13 protein-coding genes are annotated in these 24,418 nt (G+C 50.7%); 11 read left to right on the top strand and 2 right to left on the bottom strand.

Going from position 1 to position 24,418, the window contains the following annotated elements; all coding sequences use genetic code 11:
- Positions 1–2 precede the first annotated feature (2 nt).
- The 3 genes from JT719_RS10785 (at position 3) to JT719_RS10775 (ending at position 4,663) form a co-directional block, all read left to right on the top strand.
- Complete coding sequence (locus JT719_RS10785) at positions 3–599, top strand: hypothetical protein (RefSeq protein ID WP_207433034.1); 597 nt, start codon at positions 3–5, stop codon at positions 597–599.
- 90 nt (positions 600–689) lie between these two features.
- Positions 690–1,481, top strand: a complete 792-nt coding sequence (locus JT719_RS10780; protein WP_207433033.1) for an alpha/beta fold hydrolase — start codon at positions 690–692, stop codon at positions 1,479–1,481.
- 248 nt (positions 1,482–1,729) lie between these two features.
- Entirely contained in the window at positions 1,730–4,663 is a 2,934-nt protein-coding gene (locus tag JT719_RS10775) for a WD40/YVTN/BNR-like repeat-containing protein (protein ID WP_207433032.1), read from the top strand.
- A 132-nt stretch (positions 4,664–4,795) separates the two neighbouring features.
- Here JT719_RS10775 and JT719_RS10770 read toward each other — a convergent pair whose 3' ends face one another.
- On the bottom strand, positions 4,796–5,257 hold the full coding sequence (locus tag JT719_RS10770) for a response regulator (RefSeq protein ID WP_207433031.1): 462 nt from the start codon (positions 5,255–5,257) through the stop codon (positions 4,796–4,798).
- Between the two features lie 293 nt (positions 5,258–5,550).
- Between JT719_RS10770 and JT719_RS10765 the strand changes: the two genes are divergently transcribed.
- The 3 genes from JT719_RS10765 to JT719_RS10755 all read left to right on the top strand — a co-directional run bounded on the left by JT719_RS10765 (position 5,551) and on the right by JT719_RS10755 (position 13,212).
- Positions 5,551–6,618 carry a hypothetical protein gene (locus JT719_RS10765; RefSeq protein WP_242693134.1) on the top strand — a complete coding sequence of 356 codons (1,068 nt, stop codon included), beginning with the start codon at positions 5,551–5,553 and terminating at the stop codon, positions 6,616–6,618.
- A gap of 476 nt (positions 6,619–7,094) precedes the next feature.
- Complete coding sequence (locus tag JT719_RS10760; RefSeq protein ID WP_207433030.1) at positions 7,095–12,587, top strand: phosphodiester glycosidase family protein; 5,493 nt, start codon at positions 7,095–7,097, stop codon at positions 12,585–12,587.
- A 277-nt stretch (positions 12,588–12,864) separates the two neighbouring features.
- Positions 12,865–13,212, top strand: coding sequence for a DUF6970 domain-containing protein (locus JT719_RS10755; RefSeq protein WP_207433024.1), 348 nt, complete (start codon positions 12,865–12,867; stop codon positions 13,210–13,212).
- 96 nt (positions 13,213–13,308) lie between these two features.
- On the opposite strand, the gene JT719_RS10750 is transcribed toward JT719_RS10755, so the two are convergent.
- Positions 13,309–14,298: an aspartate-semialdehyde dehydrogenase gene (locus JT719_RS10750; protein WP_207433023.1), complete on the bottom strand. Its 990-nt coding sequence runs from the start codon at positions 14,296–14,298 to the stop codon at positions 13,309–13,311.
- A gap of 177 nt (positions 14,299–14,475) precedes the next feature.
- On the opposite strand from JT719_RS10750, the gene JT719_RS10745 reads away from it, so the two are divergent.
- From JT719_RS10745 to JT719_RS10725, 5 genes are all read left to right on the top strand, one after another.
- Positions 14,476–17,049, top strand: coding sequence for a lamin tail domain-containing protein (locus JT719_RS10745; RefSeq protein WP_207433016.1), 2,574 nt, complete (start codon positions 14,476–14,478; stop codon positions 17,047–17,049).
- Between the two features lie 129 nt (positions 17,050–17,178).
- Positions 17,179–17,925: a sulfite exporter TauE/SafE family protein gene (locus JT719_RS10740; RefSeq protein WP_341350759.1), complete on the top strand. Its 747-nt coding sequence runs from the start codon at positions 17,179–17,181 to the stop codon at positions 17,923–17,925.
- Between the two features lie 159 nt (positions 17,926–18,084).
- Complete coding sequence (locus JT719_RS10735) at positions 18,085–19,221, top strand: DUF6588 family protein (protein WP_207433012.1); 1,137 nt, start codon at positions 18,085–18,087, stop codon at positions 19,219–19,221.
- 442 nt (positions 19,222–19,663) lie between these two features.
- Positions 19,664–22,672 carry a SusC/RagA family TonB-linked outer membrane protein gene (locus JT719_RS10730; protein WP_207433010.1) on the top strand — a complete coding sequence of 1,003 codons (3,009 nt, stop codon included), beginning with the start codon at positions 19,664–19,666 and terminating at the stop codon, positions 22,670–22,672.
- A 10-nt stretch (positions 22,673–22,682) separates the two neighbouring features.
- Positions 22,683–24,116 (top strand): RagB/SusD family nutrient uptake outer membrane protein, encoded by a 1,434-nt coding sequence (locus tag JT719_RS10725; RefSeq protein WP_207433008.1) that lies wholly within the window; start codon positions 22,683–22,685, stop codon positions 24,114–24,116.
- The last annotated feature ends 302 nt before the right edge of the window (positions 24,117–24,418 follow it).

The following is a 24,418-nucleotide window of genomic DNA, read 5'->3' as shown; positions in this document are numbered from 1 at the left end:
TAATGAAAGGATATTTGCTCCCCTTGCTCTTGTTTGTGCTTGCCTCGTGTAGCGGCTCTTCCGCCCAGGAACAAGTCACAAGTACTCCTATGGTGACAGAACCCAAGGCTTCTGAGCCTCAACCGGTACCATCTGTTGAAAAAGGGAGTCCCCAACAAGACAATGTAGAGGCAGGAGACGATATGTCTGACGAAGACGTGGCAAATGAATTCGGGACTTACTACGTCACCATCGCCGATACCGGGCAGGCTTATTATCCCCTCAGAAATGAGATGATGCGGCTGCACCAGGCGTTGGCGCAACCCATTGACACCATGGGGTGGTACTTTGATGCCAAGAAAAACAGGATTGTGTTGCCCGAGGATGACGAAGACGAGATGTTTGTCGGGGACTATTACCCCATAAGAGGCCCAGATGCCCATCTGAGCCTGGAGTATTTGAGTTTGTACCAGAGACAAGCCAGGGAGAATACCATTGCCTTGGTTACCGGTATTTATGAACAGCAAGCCAGCGCCGATTCTGCCTTAGCCATTCTACGGAAGAAAGCCCCGCAGGCATTCTCCGTGAAAGCTGAAATTTACGAAGGCTGTATTCATTAACTCCATCAGGTTGAAAAGGAACTATCAACACGGTGGAATGCCATTTTTAGCCAGATTTTCGTAAAATAAGCTCTAAACGCACCCCTTCCTATGGCAACTACGCATACCTTATCTCATACCGTATCGGGTTCAGGCCCTACACTCGTTTTCCTGCACGGTTTCTGTGAAAGCAAAGCGCTCTGGACCGACTTCGTGAAGTCGCTGGCAGATCTGTACCGCATCATCCTCATTGATTTGCCGGGTCACGGCGAGAGCGCTATGCCTACGGATTTCTCCATGGAAAGCCAGGCCGAGCAGGTGCATGAGACCTTACAGGCCTTGAATGTGAACAAGTGCCTGCTGGTGGGGCACTCCATGGGTGGCTATGTTTCCTTGGCCTTTGCCGAAAAGTATCCCGAAAAACTGCGCGGCTTGTGTCTTTTCCATTCCAGTGCGTTGCCTGATTCTGAGGAGAAAAAGGAAAACCGGAACAAAACCATGGAGTTTGTGCAGAAACACGGCGTGGAGAAGTTCATGGACAGCTTTGTAGCCCCCTTATTCGCCGAAAAGAACCGCCAAAACTGCCAGCGTGCCATTGAGAAAATGCAGAGCATCGGCAAGGCTACTCCCATGGAAACAATCATGGGCTGCCTCCAGGCCATGCGCGACCGCGAAGACCGGACGTTGGTGCTGAGAAATGCCACCTTCCCAATCCTGTTTCTGGTAGGGAAAGAAGACCCGGCCGTGCCATTGGTGGCCACCTTACAGCAGTGCCATCTGCCAGAGCAAAGCATGACGTATTTCATTGGCGGCGTGGGCCACATGGGCATGTTTGAGAAAAGCTTGGCTACCCGGCAGACGCTGCTAAAATTCGCCGAAACTATTTCGCCGGTAGGGGCTTAGAAGTGCAGATCAGGCCTGGTTCTATAGTCCGAATGAGAAACTTTGGGAATCCGTTTTAAGGCTGTTTGTCTAAAAGTAGCCTCAAAACAGATTTTTAATGCCGATCATGTTAGGCAGCAAAACCTGGCTAAGACCGGATTGCTGTTTCTGAGCCATTATTTCCAGAACTGCTAGATTTCCTCTATTTTCAAGGCAGGGCTGAAAAGCTCTGGCACAATCTAACCAAACTACTTCATCTCTTGCCTTCTATGATCCCCAAACCCTTTTACCCGCTGGTGCTGGCGGGGCTTTTGAGTCTGCCGGCCATGGCCCAGAAAAAAGAAAAGCAGCCTCCTTTCACGCCGGCCAAAGCGCGGCTGGAAGGGTACCAGCAGCGGCTACAGCTCCAGAAAAACTCCCTTGCCAGTAATTTGCCTTTCCGCAATGTGGGACCAACCGTGATGAGCGGGCGCGTGGTAGACCTGGACGTGAACCCCGATGATCCCACCAATTTCTACGTGGCCTATGCCTCAGGCGGATTGTGGCACACCACCGATAACGGCATCTCCTTTGAGCCGCTTTTCAGCAATGAGACAGTCATCACCATCGGGGACATTGCCGTGGATTGGAAAAGCAACACCATTTGGGTGGGCACCGGCGAGGCCAACTCCAGCCGTTCCTCTTACTCGGGCGTGGGCATCTACAAAAGCACCGATGGCGGCAAAACCTGGCAGTACAAAGGCTTGCCGGAGTCGCACCACATTGGGCGCATTATCCTGAACCCTTCAGACCCCAACACGGCTTGGGTGGCGGTGCTGGGGCACTTATATTCTCCTAACCCCGAGCGTGGTGTGTATAAGACCTCTGATGGGGGCAACACCTGGAAGCACGTCCTGAAAGGCGGGAACGATAACACCGGAGCCATAGACCTGGTCATTGACCCGTCTAATCACAATACTTTGTATGCCAGCATGTGGCACCGTGAGCGCCGTGCCTGGAATTTCGTGGAAAGCGGCGGCACTTCGGGCATCTTCAAAAGCACCAATGGCGGCGAGACCTGGCAACGGGTCACCGGCGGCAATAGCGGCTTCCCGGCCACTGAAGGCATCGGGCGGATTGGCCTGAGCATCTACCCCAAGAACCCCAACATCCTCTACGCCAGCGTTGACAACCAGGACCTGCGCCCGGATGTGAAACCCGCGGTAGCTACCGGCAACCGGCTGCGCAAAGAGCAGTTCAGAGATTTCTCCAAAGAAGATTTCCTGAAGCTGGATGATGCCACCCTCAACACGTTCCTGGAAGAGAATAACTTCCCGCGCCAATACACCGCCAGAGCCGTGAAGGAAATGGTGGCCTCGGAGAGAATCAGGCCGGTGGCTTTGTCAGACTTCCTGGTAGATGCCAACTCGCTTATGGTGGAAACCCCCGTGACCGGAGCGCAGGTGTACCGCTCAGACGATGGCGGCCAGTCCTGGAAGAAAACCCACGAAGGTTACATTGATGACCTGTACTACACCTACGGCTATTATTTTGGGGTTATCCGCGTGTCGCCGTTGAACCCAGACCATGTGTACGTGCTGGGCGTGCCGTTGCTGAAATCAGAAGATGCGGGTAAAACCTGGCGGGAGATTGGCGGTGATAACGTGCACTCAGACCATCAGGACCTTTGGGTGAGCCCCGCCCGCCCCGGCCATCTAGTAAGCGGCAACGATGGGGGCGTGAACGTCACCTTTGATGACGGGAAATCCTGGTTCAAGGCCAACTCGCCGGCCGTGGGGCAGTTCTATTCCGTAACGGTAGACATGGCGCAGCCTTACAACGTGTACGGTGGCTTGCAGGACAACGGCGTGTGGGGCGGCCCCAGCACCTACCAGGCCAGCTCCGCCTGGACCGACAACGGCCGCTACCCGTACCAGCGTCTGGGCGGCGGTGATGGCATGATGGTGCAGGTTGACTTTAGAGACAACAACACCGTGTACACCGGCTCGCAGTACGGTGCGTATTACCGCCTGAACAAAGCCACCGGCCAAAGGCTTTCCATCCAACCCAAACACCAACTGGGCGAACGGCCGCTACGCTTCAACTGGGAAAGCCCCATTCTGCTGTCGCGCCACAACCAGGATGTGCTGTATTTCGGGTCCAACAGATTCCACCGCTCCTTGAACAAAGGCGAGAACATGGAAGCCCTGTCCGGGGATCTCACCAAAGGCGGTCGCAAAGGCGATGTGGGATACGGAACCCTCACCACCATTGAGGAATCGCCTAAACGGTTTGGCTTGCTGTACACCGGCTCAGACGATGGGCTCATCCACGTTAGCCGCGATGGAGGTTACACCTGGACCAAGATCTCAGACAAACTGCCACAGGACATGTGGATCAGTGGGTTGGCGGCCTCGGCGCAGAACGAAGGAACCGTCTATGCCACGCTCAACGGCTACCGCTGGGATGATTTCACGCCTTACCTGTACGTGTCGCAGGACTACGGCAAAACCTGGAAGCGTTTAGGCACAGATTTGCCAAAAGAGCCGCTAAACGTAGTGAAGGAAGATCCTAAGAACCCCAACATTGTGTACGTAGGCTCAGACAATGGCTTGTACGTGTCTCTGGACAAAGGCCAGACTTTTCAGGCTTTGGGCGGTGATGTGCTGCCCTCGGTAGCAGTCCATGATCTGGCCATTCATCCGCGCGAGAATGATCTGGTGGTGGCTACGCACGGGCGTTCTATCTACATTGGCAACGTGGCCCATTTGCAACAGCTAACGCCCGAGGTGCAGAAAAAAGCAGTGCATGCCTTTGCGCTGAACGTGCCGCCCTACTCAGAGCGGTGGGGGCAGAAATTCGGGGCTTGGAGCGAGCCCTACACGCCTACGTTGACCGTGCCCTATTACGTGAATGCCGCCGGAACCACCACCGTGCGGGTTAAAACCGAGAAAGGTCAGGTGCTGAAAGAGCTGAAAGACCAAAGCGAGCGAGGGTTAAACTACGTAGCCTATGACCTTACCCTGGATCCCCTGAATACCGGCGCCTATGAGCAGGCTCTGAACGAAGGCCGCAAAGCCGGTAATCCCGTAAAGGTAACGCCAGCCGCCAACCAGCAGCTGTACCTGCGCCCCGGCAAGTACGTGGTGGAGGTGGAAACCAACGGAAACAAAACCGTTCAGGAATTCACCTTGAAAGCGCCGGAGCGCCGCGGCAGGGAATAATCTGGGTTGCGCTGGAAGTAGAAAGCTCCGGCTCCGTTTCAGGCCTGTTTTACAGAAAACGGGCCTGAAACGGAGCCGGGGCTTTTGTTTGGTTAAAAGAATGCTTCGGTAAGCCGAACCGTGGCAGGTAGTTTAACCCAGATCATCCTGCCCGGGAAGGGAAGCCACGCCGCTGGCCGAATCCTCTGACCCGAAGAAATGCTCCTTGATCAAGGCCAGAGCATCGGCTTGGGTGAGCGGCTTAGACAAATGCCCGTTTACGTCCGGGAACTCCTTCAACCGGTGCAGGTCATAAAAACTGGCCGATGAAGACAAAGCAAATAGTTTCCTGGCTTTTTGCGTATGTGGCAGGTGCTGGTAACGCTCCAGAAAGTCAAAGCCGTCCATGCCAGACATCTTGATGTCTACCAGTATCAAATCCAGGGGTAAATCGGCTTGCAGGTGCTCGGGGCTGTTTAAGTAGGTGAGGGCCGCTTGGCCATCGGTTACCACGTCAATTTTTTGCGCAATCTCGGCTTTATTGAGTACGCGCTGGTTCATATAATTAGTAATCTCGTCGTCGTCTATCAACAATACACGGTTGATTCTTTCCATGGGTGGAGAGCTTAGTTTCCGGTAAAGTTACAGTATACGCAAAAGAATAGCGTAAGAACTAAGATTTAAGCAGGGCAGAAGCGCAATTTTAGCCAAAAAAACCGGTCTGATCGACTTGAAATTTTCTTGCAAATAAGAGAAAGAGATTTTGTAACCGAAGGGTGCTGCGGTGCGTGTTTCAGGAAGAAGATTCCCTTAAAGCGGACCTTTCCTATGGCGAAGCAACCTAAAAAGAGTATCTTCCAGACGATATAGCGGGAAACTGCCCATTTGATTAACCCACTTACAGTTACATGAATTCAAAACTAATGAAAGGCCACCTGGGTCTTCGGCTCCTTTTTGTCCTGGGAATTGCTTTCCTGAGCGCCTGCAGTTCTGAGGGCCAGCAGGCAGAAAACAATGGAGCAAAGGCCGCCGCGGCTCCTTCTACCGCCCATATTTCAGACTCTTCCAAAACCAGATCAGATTCTACCAAGGCAGTTGCCGCCAAACCTGGCAAGGATTCCACCGCTACCGCAGACTCTGCTGCCAGGGAACCTGAGTTTGTGGTGAAAGACGAGGCCGCCAGCAAGCCCGGCGCTATTCTGCCCCATAAACGAATTGTGGCGTATTACGGAAATCCGCTCTCAAAACGCATGGGCATTCTGGGCGAGATTGCCCCCGAGAAAATGCTGAACCGCCTGGACGGGGAAGTGAAAGCCTGGCAGGCCGCAGATCCCTCTACGCCGGTGCAACCGGCCCTGCATTTGATCTTTGTGACCGCGCAGGGTTCTCCCGGCAAAGGCGGCATGTATCGCCTGCGCATGAGCGACCACGTAGCCGATACCGTAATTGCCTGGGCCGCCAGAAGAAACGCCATTGTGTTCCTTGACATTCAGATTGGTCGCAGCACCGTGGAAGCTGAATTACCACGTTTAGAGCAATGGCTGAAACTGCCTCAGGTGCATTTAGGCATTGACCCCGAGTTCGCGATGAAGAACGGAGCCATTCCGGGCCGCAAAATAGGTACCCTGGATGCGAGTGAAATCAACTATGCGACCCAGTTCCTGAACGATATCGCCGTGAAGTATAACCTGCCGCCAAAGATTCTGGTGGTGCACCGTTTTACCCAGCGCATGGTCACCAACTACAAAAACATCAAGCTGCGGCCCAACGTGCAATTTGTGATGCACATGGATGGCTGGGGCGACCGCGTCCTGAAGAAAAGCACCTATAACACCTACATCAAGCGGGAACCAGTGCAGTACACAGGCTTTAAGATCTTCTACTACAACGATACCAAAAAGAAAGGCTCTAAGCTGTACACGCCAAAAGAGGTATTGGCCCTCTCGCCTAAGCCGATGTACATTCAATATCAGTAATTCCTTTGCTTAACTAAAACTGCTGATCTTCTGTTTTAGGCCCTTTTTTGGATAAACTAGGTGAAAACAGAAAGGCGGCAGAAAGCCAGTTCTTTTTACAGAAAGCTGTAGCAGTTTGCAGAAGAGGTGTCTGAATAAGGCACCTCTTTTTTTTGTGCAGGTAGATGGAGCAAAGAGCAGTTTATCAGCTAGTAAGAGTGGAGAGGCAGAAAACAGGGTTAATATTTAGTAAGGTATTTACACTTTGTGAGAAATATTAAAAAATGATTGCTGTTTAACGCAATTACTTCTACATTTCCTTTATCAGTTCTTAGCCAAGAAAAGAAAGAAGAAGAGAAAGAAAAGAGAGAAAGCCGCGCAGAAGCCAGGTAGATGAGCTGGTTAGTTAGAGAAGTTAATGCTTTGATAAAAGCCTGTTGACTAACAGGTAATACCCGAGTTTCAACTTTACCCCCTATAACTTAACCTAATCGTCCATGAAGAAAAACGTACTCCTCCCCATCCGGGTGGTGCTTCTGGCGTGGCTGCTCCTGTGGGTACAGCCGCTCTTCGCACAGTATACCTGGACCCAGCCCGCTCACCTCAACGCCGGGCTTCCCCCTTCCATCAAAGTATTCTACTCTGAGACTCCCGCCGCTCCCGGAGTAACCCCACTCAGGATGTATTACGCCCTAATAGACCTGAACGATCCTAACATGGAATTCAAAGCGGTTTATGGCGGTGGTACTGGGGTCAGTTCGGCCAAAACCCCCGATGCCTGGGCTGCCCTGGAGAAAGAACCGGTGTATGCCGTCATCAACGGAGGTTTTTTCAATACCACCACGTATGAAGCCTTAGGTACCGCGGTGCAGGAGGGCAATGTTCTGGCCATCAATGCTAAGTCTACCGGTGGCAGTTACCCTACCCGTAGTGCTTTTGGCGTGCTGCCCGGCAACATCGCAGACATTGCCTGGATTTACCACGTGGGCGCTGCCAACACCATGTACCAATACCCCAACCCTAATCCGGTAGACCAACTCACCAAGCAGCCCACCGCAACTTACCCAGAAGGAGCTGCCCTGTGGCCGGCTTCTACAGCCATTGGTGCCGGACCGGTGCTGGTGCACAATGGCGTAAAACGGATGACCAAAGACGAAGAGCTCATGTGGGCCAGCGGCGATAACCGCGAACCCCGCTCTGCCATTGGCCGCACCGCTGACAACAAAGTTATCCTGATGGTGGTGGAAGGCCGCAACGACGGGATCAGTGCCGGACTCACCCTGCCTCAAATGGCCGATGTGCTGGTGAGTATTGGTGCCCAGGAAGCCATGAACCTGGACGGCGGCGGTTCCTCGGCCCTCACCATTAAGGGAAAGAACACCATCCGCCCCTCCGATGCCGGTTTGCAGCGGGCCGTACCCACGGCCTTGATCCTGAAACGCCGCACGCACGTCTATGACACTGATAACACTGCTCTTTACGCTGAACGCGGTGCCTGGTCTGAGTCTTCCAATACTGGCTTCTACGGCACCTCCAAAGCCAGAGTCTTAGCCACTGGAGACGGTTCAAGTTACGCCTCTTACAAATTGAAAGGCATATCGGCGGGCCGGTATGAGCTGAGTGCCTGGTGGGTAGCCGCCAGCAATAGAAGCACCAACACGCCTTACATCATTTACCGTACCGGCGGAGCAGCGCCAGACACCGTGCGCGTGAACCAAACCTTGAATGGAAGCAAATTCAACGTGCTAGGTACGTTTGACCTGGGCCCCAATGACTCCGTGGTCATCAGCAACCAGGCCTCGGGACAGTTTGTTTCCGCCGATGCCATTTCTCTGGTGAAAGTAGAGGAGAGCATGCCCGCCATTGCGTTCTCTAACGGAACCGAGCTGGAGGAAGTAGTACAAGACCGCACCAGCTCTTTTGACCTACTGCTCACTAGCCCTAACTCTGGGTTTACAGTGCAGAAACTGCGTATTTTCAAGAAAGTAGGCGATAATCCAGAGCAACAGGTGGGCGGTGATATTCCGCTGAACGGCAGTTTTAGTCATACCTATTCCTTCAGCTACGCAGCCTCTGACCCGCTGGGGCCGGTACATTTCCGGTTTGAGCTGGAAGACAGCTTCGGCCGAACTGTGTCAAAGAACTTTGAATACCGCGTGGTGTCGCTCACGCAGGTGGTATTCAAAGGCGGTAAAGAATCTGGTCGGCATGCTTTTGGGCAGCCGCTCAATTTGGATCTTAGCCTGGAGACCCGCGTGCAGGACATCAACCTGAAAGAGCTGAAGGTGTTTAAATCGGTGGATGGTGGTTCTGAGCAGCAGTTGGGCAGCACCATCGCCCTGAACGCCCAGCCGCAGCAAGACTATACCTTCACCCACAAATTGGAAGATGCAGTCAACAGCAACGTGAACTTCCGGTTTGAGGTGACCGATGTGCGCAACACCAGCGCCAGCCGTACCTACCAGGTGAAAGTGATGCCTGCCCGCGGCGATTTCCGCTTGGCTGTGATCAGTGATCTGAACTCCGGCTTTGGGTCGGTGACCTATGAGTGGCAGGTAGACAGCATCATGCAACGGATTCCGCGCCTGTGGCAACCCGACATGGTTGTAGCCGGCGGAGATATGATTGCCGGGCAATCGGCCTCTTTGAACGCCACGCAGGTGGCCAACATGTGGAACGGCTTTGACAACAAAGTAGCCAAACCGTTGCGTGAAGCTGGTATTCCGTTCGCGTTCACCATGGGCAACCATGACGCGGCGGCTGGTATGCCCGTTGACCGCCAGGAAGCCCTCAACTACTGGAGAAAGCCTGGTAATTTTCCTAACTGGCACCCGGTAGACACTACCAATTATCCGTTCTACTTCTCCTACAAACCTACGGCTGACTCAGACATTTTCTTTGTGTCCTGGGAAGCCAGCAGTGCCAACATCAGTAATGAGCAGCTGGCGTGGGTGCGGGCGCAGTTCAGCAGTCCGGCTGCTAAAGCCGCTAAGTTCCGCTTCCTGGTGGGCCACTTGCCGCTGTATGGCGTGGCGCAGGAGTACAACTCTGCCGGCAACATCCTGAACAACGCGGCCGCCTTGCAGGCCATGATGGAAGAACTGGATGTGCATACCTACATCAGCGGTCACCACCACGCGTATTATCCGGGCAAGCACGGAGGTGTGGAGTTCATGAACGCCGGAGCCGCCGGTTCGGGTCCGCGCAAGTACCTGGGGTATGATGCCGTGGCACCTAACACTGTAACCTTGATGGATGTTTTCCTGGAGCAGGACACCATCATCTACACTACCTTTGAGATCAAACACCCCGATGCCGACGCTATGCCGGTGTTCAATGAGAAGAGTCTGCCAGAGGTGATTGTAGGCGCCAATGGCCACCTGATCCGGCGCGACGTGCCCATCAGCGGAGCCGCCGCAGGAACACTTTCCTCTTACAACAAGCGCAAGGCCACGGTTGGGCAAGCCACCGGCACGGTAGAAGCCGTAGAAGTAGGCAACGATATCAGGTTTGTAGGTTCGTTCAGCGGCTTAAAAGGCGCAATCCTTCCGGAGAAAACCGCGGTAGCCCTGTATCAGGGACTGTATCCCGAGGAAGGTACTATGAAGCTGGCCTTGAAGGTAGAATCTAAAGATGGGCGCAACGGCACCTTCACCGGCAGCCTGCCCGCAGATTATGCCGTGAAAGAACTCATGAGCATGGGTGCGTTCTACGTGCTCATCAAAACCGATTCCCTGCCCGAGGGCGAGGTGCGTACCCAACTCTACAAACCTGCTAACGCCGCTCCGGCGATGGCCGTGATTACCTCGCATGATGCCAATACAGTGTATCCGGTGCGGAATATCAAAGGCTTCTTCTCTGTGAAATGGAACGCTGAGGCAGATGCCGAACGGAACACCGTGACCTACACCTACCAATTGGCCAAAGATGCTCAGTTCAACCAACTGCTGCTGCATCAACCGGTAGGCCTCAACGCAGAGTACAGCGTGCCGCAGGAAGAATGGTTTGCCTTGTTAGGCGATGCCCCGGCCAACCAGGCCGTGACGTTCTACCACCGCGTGATTGCCTCAGACGGGAAAAACGTGAGTATAAGTGCTCCCGTGGCGCTGCAACTGACCAAGAGCGATGCGCCAATCACCGGTCCAGTGGAGATTCCGGCTGCCGGCTTTGTGTATGACTGCCGCGTGAAAGACCCAGACGGGAACTGTATTGCGGCATTTGCTCCGGCCCCAACCACCAACGGTCACGGCGTAACGGTAGACCGCAAAGGCAAAGTCTGGTCTGTGGGCTATAGCCGAGGCGTGCGGGTGAACAACCCAGACGGTACTCCGTGGGAGTTCACCAGTGACAAACTGGAGTTCTACCAGGGCAACAAATCGTACTTGCACTTCATCAACTTCAAAGGCTTGAGAGAAGAAGTGAGATTGGTAACCGGTATTGGCCTGGCCCATGACGGCAACATTCTGGTGGCGTTCAATACCATTCTGTACAAACTGGACGTGAACACCGGAGAGCCGCTAGCCCGCGTGGATACCGATATTTCCCTGACCAACCCTACCTCCGATGACAAAGGAAACATCTTCGTGACTTCGGTAACCGGTAACAAGAGCTACATCTTCAAACAAAGCGCAACGGATTCCACTGCGTTTGAAACCGTGGTGACCCTAGCCGATGCGACCGCGTTATCGGCTCGTACGTCTGGTTCAGTGGCCAGGGCTTCGGCTATTTCGCCGGAAGGAAATACCCTGTACGTACCGTACATCTCGGGAAACAAGATTGATAAATACACCAGCACCAACGGCACTACCTGGAAGCTGGAGGAAACCATCCGGATTGTCTCTAACTCCAAATCCATCTTCGCGGCCAGCAATAACCGCATGTACGCGGTGGTAGACGCCAGCGGTGACCAGCCCGCCAAGCTTATCTTCCGCGATGACAGCAATCCGGCCCAGAAACTTTCCTGGACCCTGCCGCTGCCTGAAATCCACGGCACTGACCTGCGTGGCCTCACTTTGAGTCCTGGCTTGGATACGGCTTACATTATCTCCTCTGCGGTTGGAAATGTGTACCGCTACGTACTGCCAAGCGGTGGAAACACCGGCGACGAGCCTCGTGAACTGCGGGAGTACACCATTGCCCAGGCCAGAGAGAAAGACGCAGCTGGTAAGGAAATCCACGTGGGAGAATATGTGCTGCTGCGAGGCGTAGTGGCCAGCCCGAACCTGTCTAGTGCCCATTTAGATCTGTCGTTGATGAGCGGCGGCAAGGCGGTACAACTCTATCGGGCCACGAAGGGGGCAAGAACCTTCACGCCGCAGCCGAAAGACAGCGTAGCCGCCATTGGCATGCTGCGCAACTACAACGGACTGCTGCGCGTGGAGGTAGATTCTCTGTTCCTGCTGCAGGCCAACAGCACGCTGCCAACCCGCGCCACGGTGACTTCCATCGGTGAGGAACTGGAATCGGTGCCGGTGACTATTCACCAGGCCTTCCCGGTAGATAAGAGTCAGTGGACCACCGGCGTGGGCTACCATGGTTTCGAAGTGACGCTGGAGTCTACCGCCGGTATCATCAATATGCTGGTGCCCAGTACTTCCTCTGTCTACAACCTGCCTGCCCCAAGTGGCATGCTGAAACTGGAAGGGGTAGTGCGGCAGTATAAAGACACGCCGCCGTATACCACCGGTTATTACCTGGTTCCTTTGCAGTTCAAATCAGAAATAGGGCCCAGAAAAGACAAAGACGCACTATCGGTGAAAGTATATCCGGTGCCCACCACAACCGGCACCGTGTACGTGGAACTGCCGCAATCGGTGCTGAAAGGTGCTTCTATTCAGGTGATGAATATGTTTGGCCGAGTGCTCCTGACCAAGGGTGATTTCACTGATAACAAGGTGGCGCTTGATCTTTCCAGGCAGCAGCCCGGCACTTATCTGGTGGTAGTGAATACCGTGGATGGTAGAACCGTGCACCGCGTCATGAAAGAGTAGCGCCAATTTGAGTTGTAATAGCGTTTTTGAGCTGTTTTGCTCTAAGTACCCCCAAAACGCACCTAAACAAAAGAGGCTTCTGTTGGGAGCCTCTTTTGCATTAATAAAACTCAAGAAGTTTCTCCGCAGGTAAGCCAACAGCATCGGGTTTTCGTATGGGGGTAAGGCTACCAGGCTAAAGGAGGGATTTTCTGGCAGGAGAAAAAAAGATGGGGGCCTAAGCATCCTTTTGACCTAATGGAGCATCTTCTAAGTATAGCCCCCAGATTGATTCCTTATGAAAACCCTGTACGCCTTTTGTCTGCTCTGCCTTGTGGCATTTACTTCCTGCGAAGAAGAGCAGGTGAACCGGACGTGCTTAGTGGAAAACCCGGTGCAGAACATTGGTTGGTTGCGTACGCGGGTGCTGGACTTGCAGAAATCTGAGTACTGCCAGTTTGTGAAGACCGGAACGCTGCGCGGCAATACTGTTTTTGTGCTGGGGAACTGCGCGCCGGGCATCAACTCCATTGACTCGGTGTACGATTGTGACGGGAACCTGCTCTGTTATGGCGGCGATGAAACCTGCCCCAACTTTTTTGAAGAAGTGAAAAACCTGAAAACCATCTGGACGAACGGTAAGTGACTCCGAGCTTCACCCGAAGCCATATTCATATATAAGTAAAAAGGCCACCCGCAAAGGTGGCCTTTCTGTTTATGGGCTGAATTGGCTAAAACTAAACTAAACCAGTTTGTTCTCTACCAGGTACTCGGCGATTTGAACGGCGTTGGTGGCGGCACCTTTGCGCAGGTTGTCGGCCACGATCCACATGTTCAGGGTTCTGTCCTGGGTTTCGTCGCGGCGGATACGACCTACCAGTACCTCATCTTTGCCGTGGGCGTCCTTCGGCATAGGGTATTTCAGGTTGGCTACGTCGTCAACCACCACTACACCCGGCGTCTCGTTCAAGATACGGTACACATCCTCCAGGGAGAAGTCTTTCTCAAATTCCACGTTCACAGACTCTGAGTGCCCGCCAATCACCGGAATACGCACGGTGGTAGCCGTTACCCTGATGGTATCATCGCCCATGATTTTCTTGGTCTCGTTCACCATCTTCATCTCCTCTTTGGTGTACCCGTTCTCGGTGAACACATCGATGTGCGGGATCACGTTCAGGTCAATGGAGTAGGCATAGGCTTTCTCGCCATCCACGCCGGCACGTTCGTTCATGAGCTGGTCCACGGCTTTCTTACCAGTGCCAGTTACCGACTGATAGGTGCTCACCACAATGCGTTTGATCTTGAGCGCCTTGTGCAGGTTGTTCAAAGCCACCACCATCTGGATGGTCGAGCAGTTGGGGTTGGCGATGATTTTATCTTCAGGGGTCAGTTCAGAGGCATTGATTTCAGGGACCACCAGTTTCTTGGTAGGGTCCATGCGCCAGGCAGAAGAGTTGTCTACTACGGTAGTGCCCGCCTCAGCAAACTTAGGGGCCATCTCCTTGCTCACGCCTCCGCCCGCCGAGAAAATGGCGATCTGCGGCTTCTGGGCAATGGCGTCTTCCATCCCGATCACGGTATATTCCTTGCCTTGGAAGCTCATCTTCTGGCCCACCGATTTTTCAGAGGCCACTAACAACAATTCGTCTACTGGGAAGTTACGCTCCGCCAGGACCTTCAGCATTTCGCCACCCACTAGGCCGGTGGCGCCTACTACAGCTACTTTCATGTAAAGGTTAATAAATGATGTATGTATGGTGCCCCGAAGAAGAACGGGTGGGGTTGCTTTCTCCGGAGCGGTGGTCGGGCCGGTTTTTTACTTGTTTTCTGAGAATCAGGCAGAAAACGGGCGAGACTATCTGCAAAGTAAGCCAACTTTTCACGATAATTAAAGTACAGGCTAAATATGAGGCAATTCTTTCTTGTCTTTCTTCTACTCTTCTCGGTTTTTCAGGCTTTACAGGCGCAAGTTCATGAGACTTTCTCGGACGGAGACTTCACGCATGCCCCTGTCTGGACGGGCGATACCGATTTTTTCCAGGTAAACGCCGCCCAACAACTGCAGAGCCGCGGACCCGCCGTGACCGGCACCACGTTGCATCTGGCAACCGCCAGCGCTTTGGCAGTTGGAGCGCAGTGGGAGTACTACGTGCAACTGAATTTTGCCACCTCCTCCGGTAACTACGCCGAAGTGCATTTAATTTCTGACGAACCTGATCTGAAAGGCGCTTCCAAAGGCTACTTCGTGCGGATGGGCGGCACGGAGGACGAAGTAAGTCTCTTCCGGAAAAATGGCAGCGCGTCCACCAAGATCATTGACGGGCCAGACAAAACCATTGCCGCCGCTGACAACAAGTTCTGGGTGCGGGTAACGCGCACCTCCGCCCACAACTGGACCCTGGAGCTGGATGTGTCTGGCACCAGGCAGAACTACACAGTACAAGGGGAGGTGCAGGATTCCCGCTACACTGCCTCAGCTTATGCCGGCGTACTTTTCCGGTATTCCCAGGCCAATGCCCAACGATTCTATTTCGATGATTTCACCATCAAAGACATTGGAGCACCAGGTTTAGTAAGCACCAAAGCTACCGGGCCAAGCACCTTGGAGCTGACCTTTTCTGAACCAATTCTGGAAGCCGATGCTACCAACCCAGCTAACTTTGTGCTGAACGGAGCCATCACGCCAAACAACCTGGAGTGGAGTGCCACAAACCCGCAGGTAGTGAAACTGCAGTTCCAGCAGGAGTTTGAGACAGGAAACAACCAGATACGAGTACTCAGACTGGCTGATGCTGATGGCAATGTAGCCCAAAACCAGACCAGTACGTTCGCTTACTCTCCGGTGGCGCAGCCCGGTGACGTGAGGATTACCGAAATCTACGCAGACCTGAATCCCTTGCAGGATTTACCCAAGGCCGAATACATTGAGCTTTACAACCGCAGCGATAAAACGTTCAATCTGCAAGGGTGGCAATATTCAGATGCTACGTCCAATGCGGGTGTTTTTCCTCCTTATCTATTAAAGCCCGGCGCCTATCTGATTGTCTGTGCCGCCACTGACACCGCACTTTTCCAGCCATTTGGTCCGGTGCTTGGCCTTTCCACATTCCCATCGCTCAATGATTCCGGCGATGCCGTGGAGCTGTTAAATGCCGAAAACCAATTAATCGATGTGGTGCGCTACAGCAATTCCTGGTACCGGGACAACAACAAAAGAGAGGGCGGCTGGAGTTTGGAGTTACTAGATGTGAACAGCAATTGTACCGGAGCTTCGCAGTGGACGGCCTCAGAAAACGCTAAAGGCGGCACGCCGGGACAGCCCAATTCAGTGCAGCGGGTAGACCAAACCGCGCCAGTCCTGCAACAGGTTCTCGCGCTCTCGCCTACAAAAGTGGTGCTGCAGTTTGATGAGCCGGTAGACAGCGCTGAGGCCGTGCAGGTGAACAGGTACACGGTTTCCTCTAGCATCACCGTGCAACAGGTGCGCCTTCTGGCCGCGGATTTAACCGAAGTGGAGTTAACCCTTGCCGCGCCTTTGCAGGAAAACCACCGGTATACCGTCACCGTGCACGGCGTGAAGGATTGTGCAGGGAATGTAGCTGCAGGGCAACAACAAACGGTGCTCTTGCCCGCTGCTCCTAAGAAAGGAGACGTGGTCATCAATGAGATTCTGTTCAACCCAAGTCCGGGAGGAGTAGACTTTGTGGAGGTAGTCAATCGGTCTTCCAACTACCTGAATCTGCAGGGTTGGAAGATAGCTAATCGTAATACTACTAATGAGATAGCCAGCGCCCGAGTGATCACGAGCGAGCATCGTTTATTAGCTCCCGGCGAGTACCTGGTGCTCACGGAAGACGCAGCGCTTCTGCCCAGAGAATATCCGCAGGGGAAATCAGAGAAGTTTATGGAGGTGGTTTCTTTGCCGTCTTTCCCAGACGAGGCGGGAACGGTGGTGTTGCTCTTACCCAACGACAGCATCATGGACGAGGTGAGTTATCAAAGCAGTCAGCACTTCAGACTCATTTCAGATGCCGAGGGCGTTTCCCTGGAGCGAATCACGTTGGCAGGGCCGTCTACCACGGCCAACTTCCATTCGGCGGCTACCAACGTGAAAGCCACGCCCGGTTATGAGAATTCGCAGGCGCAGGAAACTATACCATCCGCCAGTAAACTTACCTTGCAGCCCAGGATCATCACCCCAGACGGCGATGGTGTGGATGATGCCTTGCTTTTGCAGTTCAGGTTGCCCCAGCAGGGCTTTGTGGCCAACGTGACCATCTTTGATGCCAAGGGCAGGCACATCCGGAAACTCTCAGCCAACACTTTACTGGGCGCGGAGAGCGTGCTGCAGTGGGACGGACTGACCGATGCCGGTTCCAAAGCCGCCATTGGGTATTATGTGGTACTGGTGGATCTGTTCAACCTGCAGGGCACGCGGGAGGTGCTGAAGGAAACGGTGGTGGTGGGCGGTCGTTTTTAGCTTGTTTCAAGAAAAGGAGCCTTAAAACAAAACCTCTAGTCAAGAACGCTTTGGTTAGGCCACACATTTTCAGAATCTTTGCGGTTTCATTAGCGGCGGTGTCGGCTTAATTCTAAGAAGTTGGAAATTGTGTTTTTGTGCCTGTTTGCGTTTCTGTCAGGCTTGATTGATTCTGTAGTGGGCGGAGGTGGACTCATTCAGCTTCCTGCCCTGTTTGTTTTTTTGCCGGGTATTCCCGTGCCGGCGGTGTTTGGAACCGGTAAGCTCTCCAGTATTGCGGGTACTTCGGTTTCTATGTGGCGCTACGCCCGCAATGTGGAAATCAATTGGCGGGCGCTTTTGCCGGCAGCGTTTTCGGCGTTCGTGTTTTCTTTTCTGGGTGCCCGGGCGGTGAGCCATTTTGATACCTCGCTGCTCAGACCCTTGATTCTGGTGCTGCTGATTTCGGTGGCGGTGTACACGTTCTTCCGGAAAGATTTCGGTTCCATCCATGCCCCGCGGTTGGCGCATTCCAAAGAAGTTTGGTACGGCGTAGCAGTGGGTTTGGTGATTGGGTTCTATGACGGGTTCTTCGGGCCCGGCACCGGTTCTTTCCTCATGTTCATCTTCGTGGGCATCTTCGGGTTCAACTTTCTCACCGCCTCAGCCTCGGCCAAAGTGGTGAACGTGGCTACCAACCTCTCGGCGCTGCTGTACTTCGGGTACAAAGGGTACATTTTATATCATATAGGCATCCCGATGGCGATCAGCAGTGTTTTGGGTTCTATGGTGGGCACCCGCATAGCGTTGGCCAAAGGTTCTGGTTTCGTCCGGAAGCTGTTTTTGGTGGTAGTCACCGGCATTATCCTCAAATTTGCCTACGATACTTTTCAGTAAAGGCGTTTAAGCCAGTTTCCTGAAAACCAGGTTCAGAACAGCTACTAAAAATTAGGTATTGTAAGATTGTCCTATTTGAAAGTTGCTGTTATTTAATGAAGTTCGCACTCTAAAAAGTATTGTACAAACAGCTACTGAACCAATTAAAAGAAGTGTGAAATGAAGAAATGTCTACGTAGAATCTCTTTTCTGGCAATGCCAGTGCTGGGCTTTTTTCTGGCGGCAACACCTGCCCAGGCCCAGGACGAAGTAGGGGAGTTTATCAGGTCTGGCAAGGAGGATGCGAATAAGTTGGTGAGAGCTTACATAGAGCCTGCCAGCAAAGCGTTTGGGCACGGGTTGAACGGTGGTTGGTTTAACTCTGGCAAAGCCATGAAGTTGGGTCGTTTTGACGTACGCGTGTTTGCTACTGCAGCTTTTGCCCCTGACGAGGACAAATCGTTTGACTTGTCTAAACTAGGCTTGACCACGGTTAGAGACGCAAACGGCAGAAAATTTGATCCCAATACCCCGGTGCTTACGCCTACTATCTTTGGGGCGGATGAAGAAGGCCCGGAGTTGACCCTTTATGCCAAGGGCCGCAGAACTGTGGGTGGCCAAGTAATAGAGTTTGAAGAGGAAGTTGGCTCAATTAACGCCCCTCAAGGGACTGGCTATAGTTTCCTGCCTGTTCCAATGGCTCAGGTGAGCTTGGGGTTGATCAAAGACACGGAGATAGCTGTCAGGTATTCCCCTAAAGTAAAACAAGATGACTTTGAAGGTCAGCTTTGGGGCGTGGGCGTGAAGCACGGCATCAAACAGTGGATTCCGGTGATCAGCATGATTCCCGGGTTTGACATTACTGTCTTCGGTGGATATACCAAGTTAAAGAGTTCCTATGCCGGGATAGACGTGCCTTTGTCCGAAGAGGATCGTCCGTACGCGACTGCTCAGCAGCGCGAAGCCTCTTACTATGCTGGGCAGGCACTCACTCTTAATACCAAAGCCTGGACTGCCAGTCTGGTCGCCTCCAAGACCTTTAGTGTGATCACCGGATATGCCGGTATCCGCTACAGCAATGTAGAGACTGATCTAAACGTGGAAGGCAGATACCCTGTGATTGCTTACCGAACTACTGCTCCTTTTAATAAGTATGTAGAAGACATCACGGATCCGGTTCTGCTGAACATGAAAGATACCCAGTGGGGCGTTACCGGTGGTCTCCGCCTGAAACTGGCTTTCTTCTCCTTATATGGAGAGTATACCCTGGCTAAGTATCCTACCGCAACAGCGGGTATTGGTCTGGGTTTCAACTAAGGTCTACTTACTTATGCAAAAAGCCTCTGCCGGGTAACTGGCAGAGGCTTTTTGTTTGAAATTATTATGTTAATCATTGGCCTTCTTTGTTTTGTGGTTTGATAACAAAGAAGAAGCTTGTTCAAATCCTGATAAAAGGTAGGTGTTTAACATGTAAAATTTATTGGAATTTTTAAAGAACATTTATCTGATTGTTATTTGAGGATTTTCAAAGGATGAAGCGATGTTTATAGAAAATTCATAAATAGATACAAAGGATAAACCGTCTCTTTTATCATATTGCCTTCATGGATCTCCCTCAAGAAGAAGCCTTATACGATATTGTTCTATTCTGGTTTTAAAACTGAGTTTAAAATTGATGTTAAGGATTTGTTACTATTGAAAGAGTCGGTAAATTGGCCGATCAAAACAAATCATAGCTTAACAAACAACTCAAAAACAAATGAAGAAAACTTTACTTTTCAGTTTGGTTTTGCTGTTAGCGCTTGTGGGACAAGCGTGGGCACAGAGCCGAACTGTGACAGGACGAGTAACTGATGGAGCGACTGGAGAAGGAATGCCTGGTGTTACCGTTCAGCTAAAAGGATCTACTGTTGCTGCGCCAACTGATGTAGAAGGTAATTACTCTATCAGTGTTCCAAATGGTGGAGGAACATTGGTCTTTTCCTTTATTGGTTATACAAACCAAGAAGTTGCCATTGGAACTCAGTCAACCATCAACGTTCGCTTGGTTTCCGATGCCCGTGCATTGAATGAAGTAATTGTAACTGGTTACCAATCTCTGACTAAGGATGAAATGACTGGTTCTGTGTCAACTGTATCTGCTGATAAAATTGCAGACAGACCATTACCTTCCGTAGATCAGATCTTACAAGGTCAGGTAGCAGGTTTGCAGTCTGTAGGTTTCTCTGGCCAGCCAGGTGCTAACCAGCAAATCAGAATCAGAGGTATTGGTTCTATCAACGCTGGTTCTAACCCACTTTATGTAGTAGATGGTGTGATCTTGAATACAGGTGACGTTTCCAGATTGACTCCCACTTCAAACCAATTAGCTGGTCTCAACCCTAATGACATTGAAAGTGTAAGCGTGTTGAAAGATGCTGCTTCCACTGCTATCTACGGATCTAGAGGAGCTAACGGGGTAATTTTAATTACTACCAAGAAAGGCCGTTCAGGTCAAACCAAATTCAATGCATCTGCTGAGTATGGCTATACAGACATTGCTAAGTTACCAGAGGCAGGCCAATTGCTGAACGCAGACGAGTGGTTAACACTCACCAGAGAAGGCTTGGTTAACAATGGAGGTTTCACAACTGCTGAAATTGATACTAGAATTGCTGCTCTTGGTGCTGGTTCAGGCGTTGATACTGATTGGTATGATCTGGTTACAAGAAGAGGTAACCAACAAACCTACAATCTTTCTGCTTCAGGTGGTGATGCCAAAACACAGTTTTATGTGTCTGGAGGTTACTTCAAGCAAGAAGCGCCAGTAATTGGCTCTGACATGCAGAGAGTGTCTGGAACGTTGAACTTGAATCATACTATCAATAGTAAGCTTTCCTTCTTCAATACCCTGAATGTGTCCAACGTAAACCAACATACTCCAGCAAACGGAGGTGGGTTTGCTAACCCAATTGGGTCCGCGGGCTTTTTGTTGCCTACTCAAAACCCTTATAATGAGGATGGTACTTTGAATATCAGCAGAGCTGGTTCTTTAGGCTATACTGGTAACTTCAACCCTTTGTATTTGGTTGAGAATGATAAACGTGAGCTTAGAAACGCAAAGGCTATTGGGTCTATTGGAGCTACCTGGAATATCCTTCAAAATCTGAAATTCACCTCAAAAGTAGGTATTGACTATACTAGCTTGGAGGAGGAGATGTTCTGGAACCCATTCCACGGAGATGGTAGAACCGTTACCGGACGTGGTTACAACTACTATACCCGTATCTTCAACTGGATCACAACAAATCAATTGAACTACAGATTCAATGTGCCAGGTGTTGAAAAACTAACCGGAGACGCTACTTTAGGTTACGAGGCGCAAAAGTCTGCTCAGTACAACATCACTACAAACACAACTGGCTATCCTTTAACTAACGATCTGCCTTCTTCTGCTGTTGCTGCAACTCCTGTAGCCGCTAGTGGTAGCGGAAGTGATTATACCTTCAACTCAATTATCTCTGCCCTGAATTTAACTTATGAAGGTAAGTATGTGCTGAGTGGTACCTTCCGGAGAGATGGTTCTTCCAGATTTGGTTCTAGCAACCGGTATGGTAACTTCTGGTCTGTAGGTGCAAGCTGGAATGTGCACGAAGAAGAATTCATGAGTAACCTTGAATTCTTATCAACCTTAAAGGTTAGATCTTCTTACGGAGTGAATGGTAACGGAGATATCGGGAACTACACTTGGCGTCCAACTTTCGGGTATGGCTTAAACTATAACAGCACCCCAGGTGGAGCCTTTAACAACTTAGGTAATACTGAGTTGACTTGGGAGCAAAACAAACCATTCGATGCTGGTATTGACTTAGGTTTCTTCCAGGACAGATTGAATATCACAGTTGATTATTATGAAAGAACAACCAGTGATATGTTGTTGAACAGACAAATCTCTAGAACAACCGGCTTTAGCTCAGTTCTTCAGAACATCGGGGAAATGAAGAACAGAGGTGTTGAAGTTACCATTAGCGGATATCCTATTGATGGTGCCTTCAAATGGAACACGAACTTCAACATCGCTTTCAATAAGAACAAAGTAACCAAACTGGTAGACGGTGCTGATATCATTGACGGAGCTTACCTGATCAGAGAAGGATATGATTACCGTACGTACTACGTTCGCCAATGGGCTGGAGTAGACCCGGCAACTGGTAACCCTCAGTGGTGGAGAGATGCTGAAAAAACAGAGAAAACAACTTCTTACAGCCAGGCAGCGCGTGTGCCGTATAAGAGCGGTTCTCCAAAATTCTTTGGTGGATTTAACAATACCTTCTCTTTTGCAGGTTTCACTTTAGATGCCTTGATCGTGTACAACTTCGGTAACTATGTGAGAGACAGTTGGGAATTTTACATGATGGATGGTGCAAGTCCATTGAACAACAAATACAGAAAAGCCTTGGATAGATGGCAAAAGCCTGGTGATGTTACTGATGTGCCTAAGTATGTCTATAACTCCGCTAATAACTCTAGCTCTCTTTCTACAAGATTCTTATACAAAGGAGATTTCATCAGATTGAGAAACCTGTCTTTAGGGTACGACCTGAAGAGAGAGTGGATCTCTGGCCTGGGCTTGTCTAAAGTGAACGTGTATGTGAGGGGAACGAACCTTCTTACAAAGACATTTGACGAAAATCTTCCTATGGATCCAGAAGCAGGGGTGAATAGTGCGGCCAACGCAGATATTCCAATGTCTAAATCAGTGACTTTTGGATTAAACGTTAATTTTTAAGTAAATAGAAATGTTTAAAAAGTATTTATATACGTCTGTTCTCTCAGCATCTTTACTGTTGAGCGGATGTGGTGATGAATTCCTGAATCAGGAGCCGTACACTTCTTTGCCTGTAGGTTCGGCTATTGTTACTACTAATGATTTGCAGGCAGCAGCTAATGGTATGTATAATTCCTTGCGTGCTGTTGGTGCCTTTGGTAGAAGCATTCCGATCATGGGCGACTTAATGGCTGACAATGTTTACATTGCGCCAAGTAACTCCGGAAGGTATCTAACCCAGAACAACTTTTCTACAACAGTGGCTACTGCCGAGCCGAGTGATATGTGGAGTGCCCTGTATACCTCCATCTTGCGGGCTAATACGGTGATTTTTGCTGAGCTTCCATCTGTTACCCAGGCAGATCAAGCTACGGTCAACCAATTGAAAGGCGAGGCATTAGCAGTAAGGGCTTTGTGCCACTTTGAACTGGTTAAGTTTTTCGCTAAGCCTTACACCGTTGATCCAAATGCTCCTGGTGTTCCTATTGTTGCTGAATTTAGCACGAGTAATCCAACGGAGTATTACACTAATTTCAAACCAACCAGAAGTACTGTTCAGCAGGTTTACGCGCAAATCATTTCTGATTTAGATCAAGCTTACAACCTGATGACCGTAAGCAAAAGCTCAGCTTTCTTTACGAAATATGCCGCCAAGGCCTTGCAAGCGAGAGCATATCAATACATGGGTGATTTTGTGAAGGCAAAGGCCGCCGCTTTGGATGTTGTAAACAACTCAGGGTATAAGTTGGTGCCTGCTGCTGATTTTGCTTCTTATTGGGCATCTGGAGCCGCAAGGACTAATAAAGTGGAAACTTTGTTTGAGATAGGGTTGGATGGTGTAAACAACAATGGAACCAATGCATTAGCTTACCTATATGACCTGAACGGTTATGGAGATATGCTAGCTACTACTGACCTTTATAACACGTATACTACTGGTGATGTCCGTAAAGGGCTTATAGTAGTTGGAAAGAAAGGTACAGTAGATCCAGCCTATGTTGTAAATAAGTACCCTAACACGTCTAATGCTGCTGATAAAGACGATATCAAAGTTATCAGATACGCAGAAGTTGTGTTGATTTTGGCTGAAGCCCAAGCCAGAACAGGAGAAGAGGCCGCCGCATTATTAACGTTGAACGGACTTGCTGCTACCAGAAACGGAGCTCCTTATGTGTCTGCTGGAGATCAACTGATAGAAGATATCCTTAAAGAAAGAAGGAAAGAACTTGCTTTTGAAGGCCACAGATACTGGGACTTCATGCGTTTGAATAGACCAATCCAACGCACAAGCGAGCATCCTGCCACTGCAAGATTGATTGAGGTAGATAATCCAAAAAGAATTCAACCAATTCCGCAAGGAGAGCGTGATGCTAACCCAAATATTGAGCAAAACACAGGTTATTAATAAACCGCTTGCTAACTAACAATGAAAAAGCCTTCTACTAAATTGTAGAGGGCTTTTTTTATTGTCTACGACATGTAGAATGGGTAAGTACAAGTGCGTGCAATAAAAGTATATTCTATAGGAAAAGCTTATTTCCTTTTGGAACAAAAGAAAAGGACTAACAATCAAATTGTTTTCACTGCAGTCTTCAACCTCTAATTATTTAACAATGATATAAGCTAATGTTAACTAGTGGGTTATGTATTTGTTGACTTTTGCTTTCCTCATATCTTGCTCTATTATGCATTTCTCCAATTTGTCTT

It is taken from the genome of Sabulibacter ruber (genome assembly GCF_017355955.1).
Lineage (GTDB): Bacteria > Bacteroidota > Bacteroidia > Cytophagales > Hymenobacteraceae > Nibribacter > Nibribacter ruber_A.
This window is presented reverse-complemented; position numbering and strand designations above follow the sequence as displayed.

Bases quoted from the DNA above. Each gene is read 5' to 3' on its own strand.
- JT719_RS10730 (WP_207433010.1), top strand. From the start codon at position 19,664: ATGAAGAAAACTTTACTTTTCAGTTTGGTTTTGCTGTTAGCGCTTGTG.
- JT719_RS10760 (WP_207433030.1), top strand. From the start codon at position 7,095: ATGAAGAAAAACGTACTCCTCCCCATCCGGGTGGTGCTTCTGGCGTGG.
- JT719_RS10765 (WP_242693134.1), top strand. From the start codon at position 5,551: ATGAATTCAAAACTAATGAAAGGCCACCTGGGTCTTCGGCTCCTTTTT.
- JT719_RS10770 (WP_207433031.1), bottom strand. From the start codon at position 5,257: ATGGAAAGAATCAACCGTGTATTGTTGATAGACGACGACGAGATTACT.
- JT719_RS10725 (WP_207433008.1), top strand. From the start codon at position 22,683: ATGTTTAAAAAGTATTTATATACGTCTGTTCTCTCAGCATCTTTACTG.
- JT719_RS10745 (WP_207433016.1), top strand. From the start codon at position 14,476: ATGAGGCAATTCTTTCTTGTCTTTCTTCTACTCTTCTCGGTTTTTCAG.
- JT719_RS10755 (WP_207433024.1), top strand. From the start codon at position 12,865: ATGAAAACCCTGTACGCCTTTTGTCTGCTCTGCCTTGTGGCATTTACT.
- JT719_RS10775 (WP_207433032.1), top strand. From the start codon at position 1,730: ATGATCCCCAAACCCTTTTACCCGCTGGTGCTGGCGGGGCTTTTGAGT.
- JT719_RS10780 (WP_207433033.1), top strand. From the start codon at position 690: ATGGCAACTACGCATACCTTATCTCATACCGTATCGGGTTCAGGCCCT.
- JT719_RS10785 (WP_207433034.1), top strand. From the start codon at position 3: ATGAAAGGATATTTGCTCCCCTTGCTCTTGTTTGTGCTTGCCTCGTGT.
- JT719_RS10750 (WP_207433023.1), bottom strand. From the start codon at position 14,298: ATGAAAGTAGCTGTAGTAGGCGCCACCGGCCTAGTGGGTGGCGAAATG.
- JT719_RS10735 (WP_207433012.1), top strand. From the start codon at position 18,085: ATGAAGAAATGTCTACGTAGAATCTCTTTTCTGGCAATGCCAGTGCTG.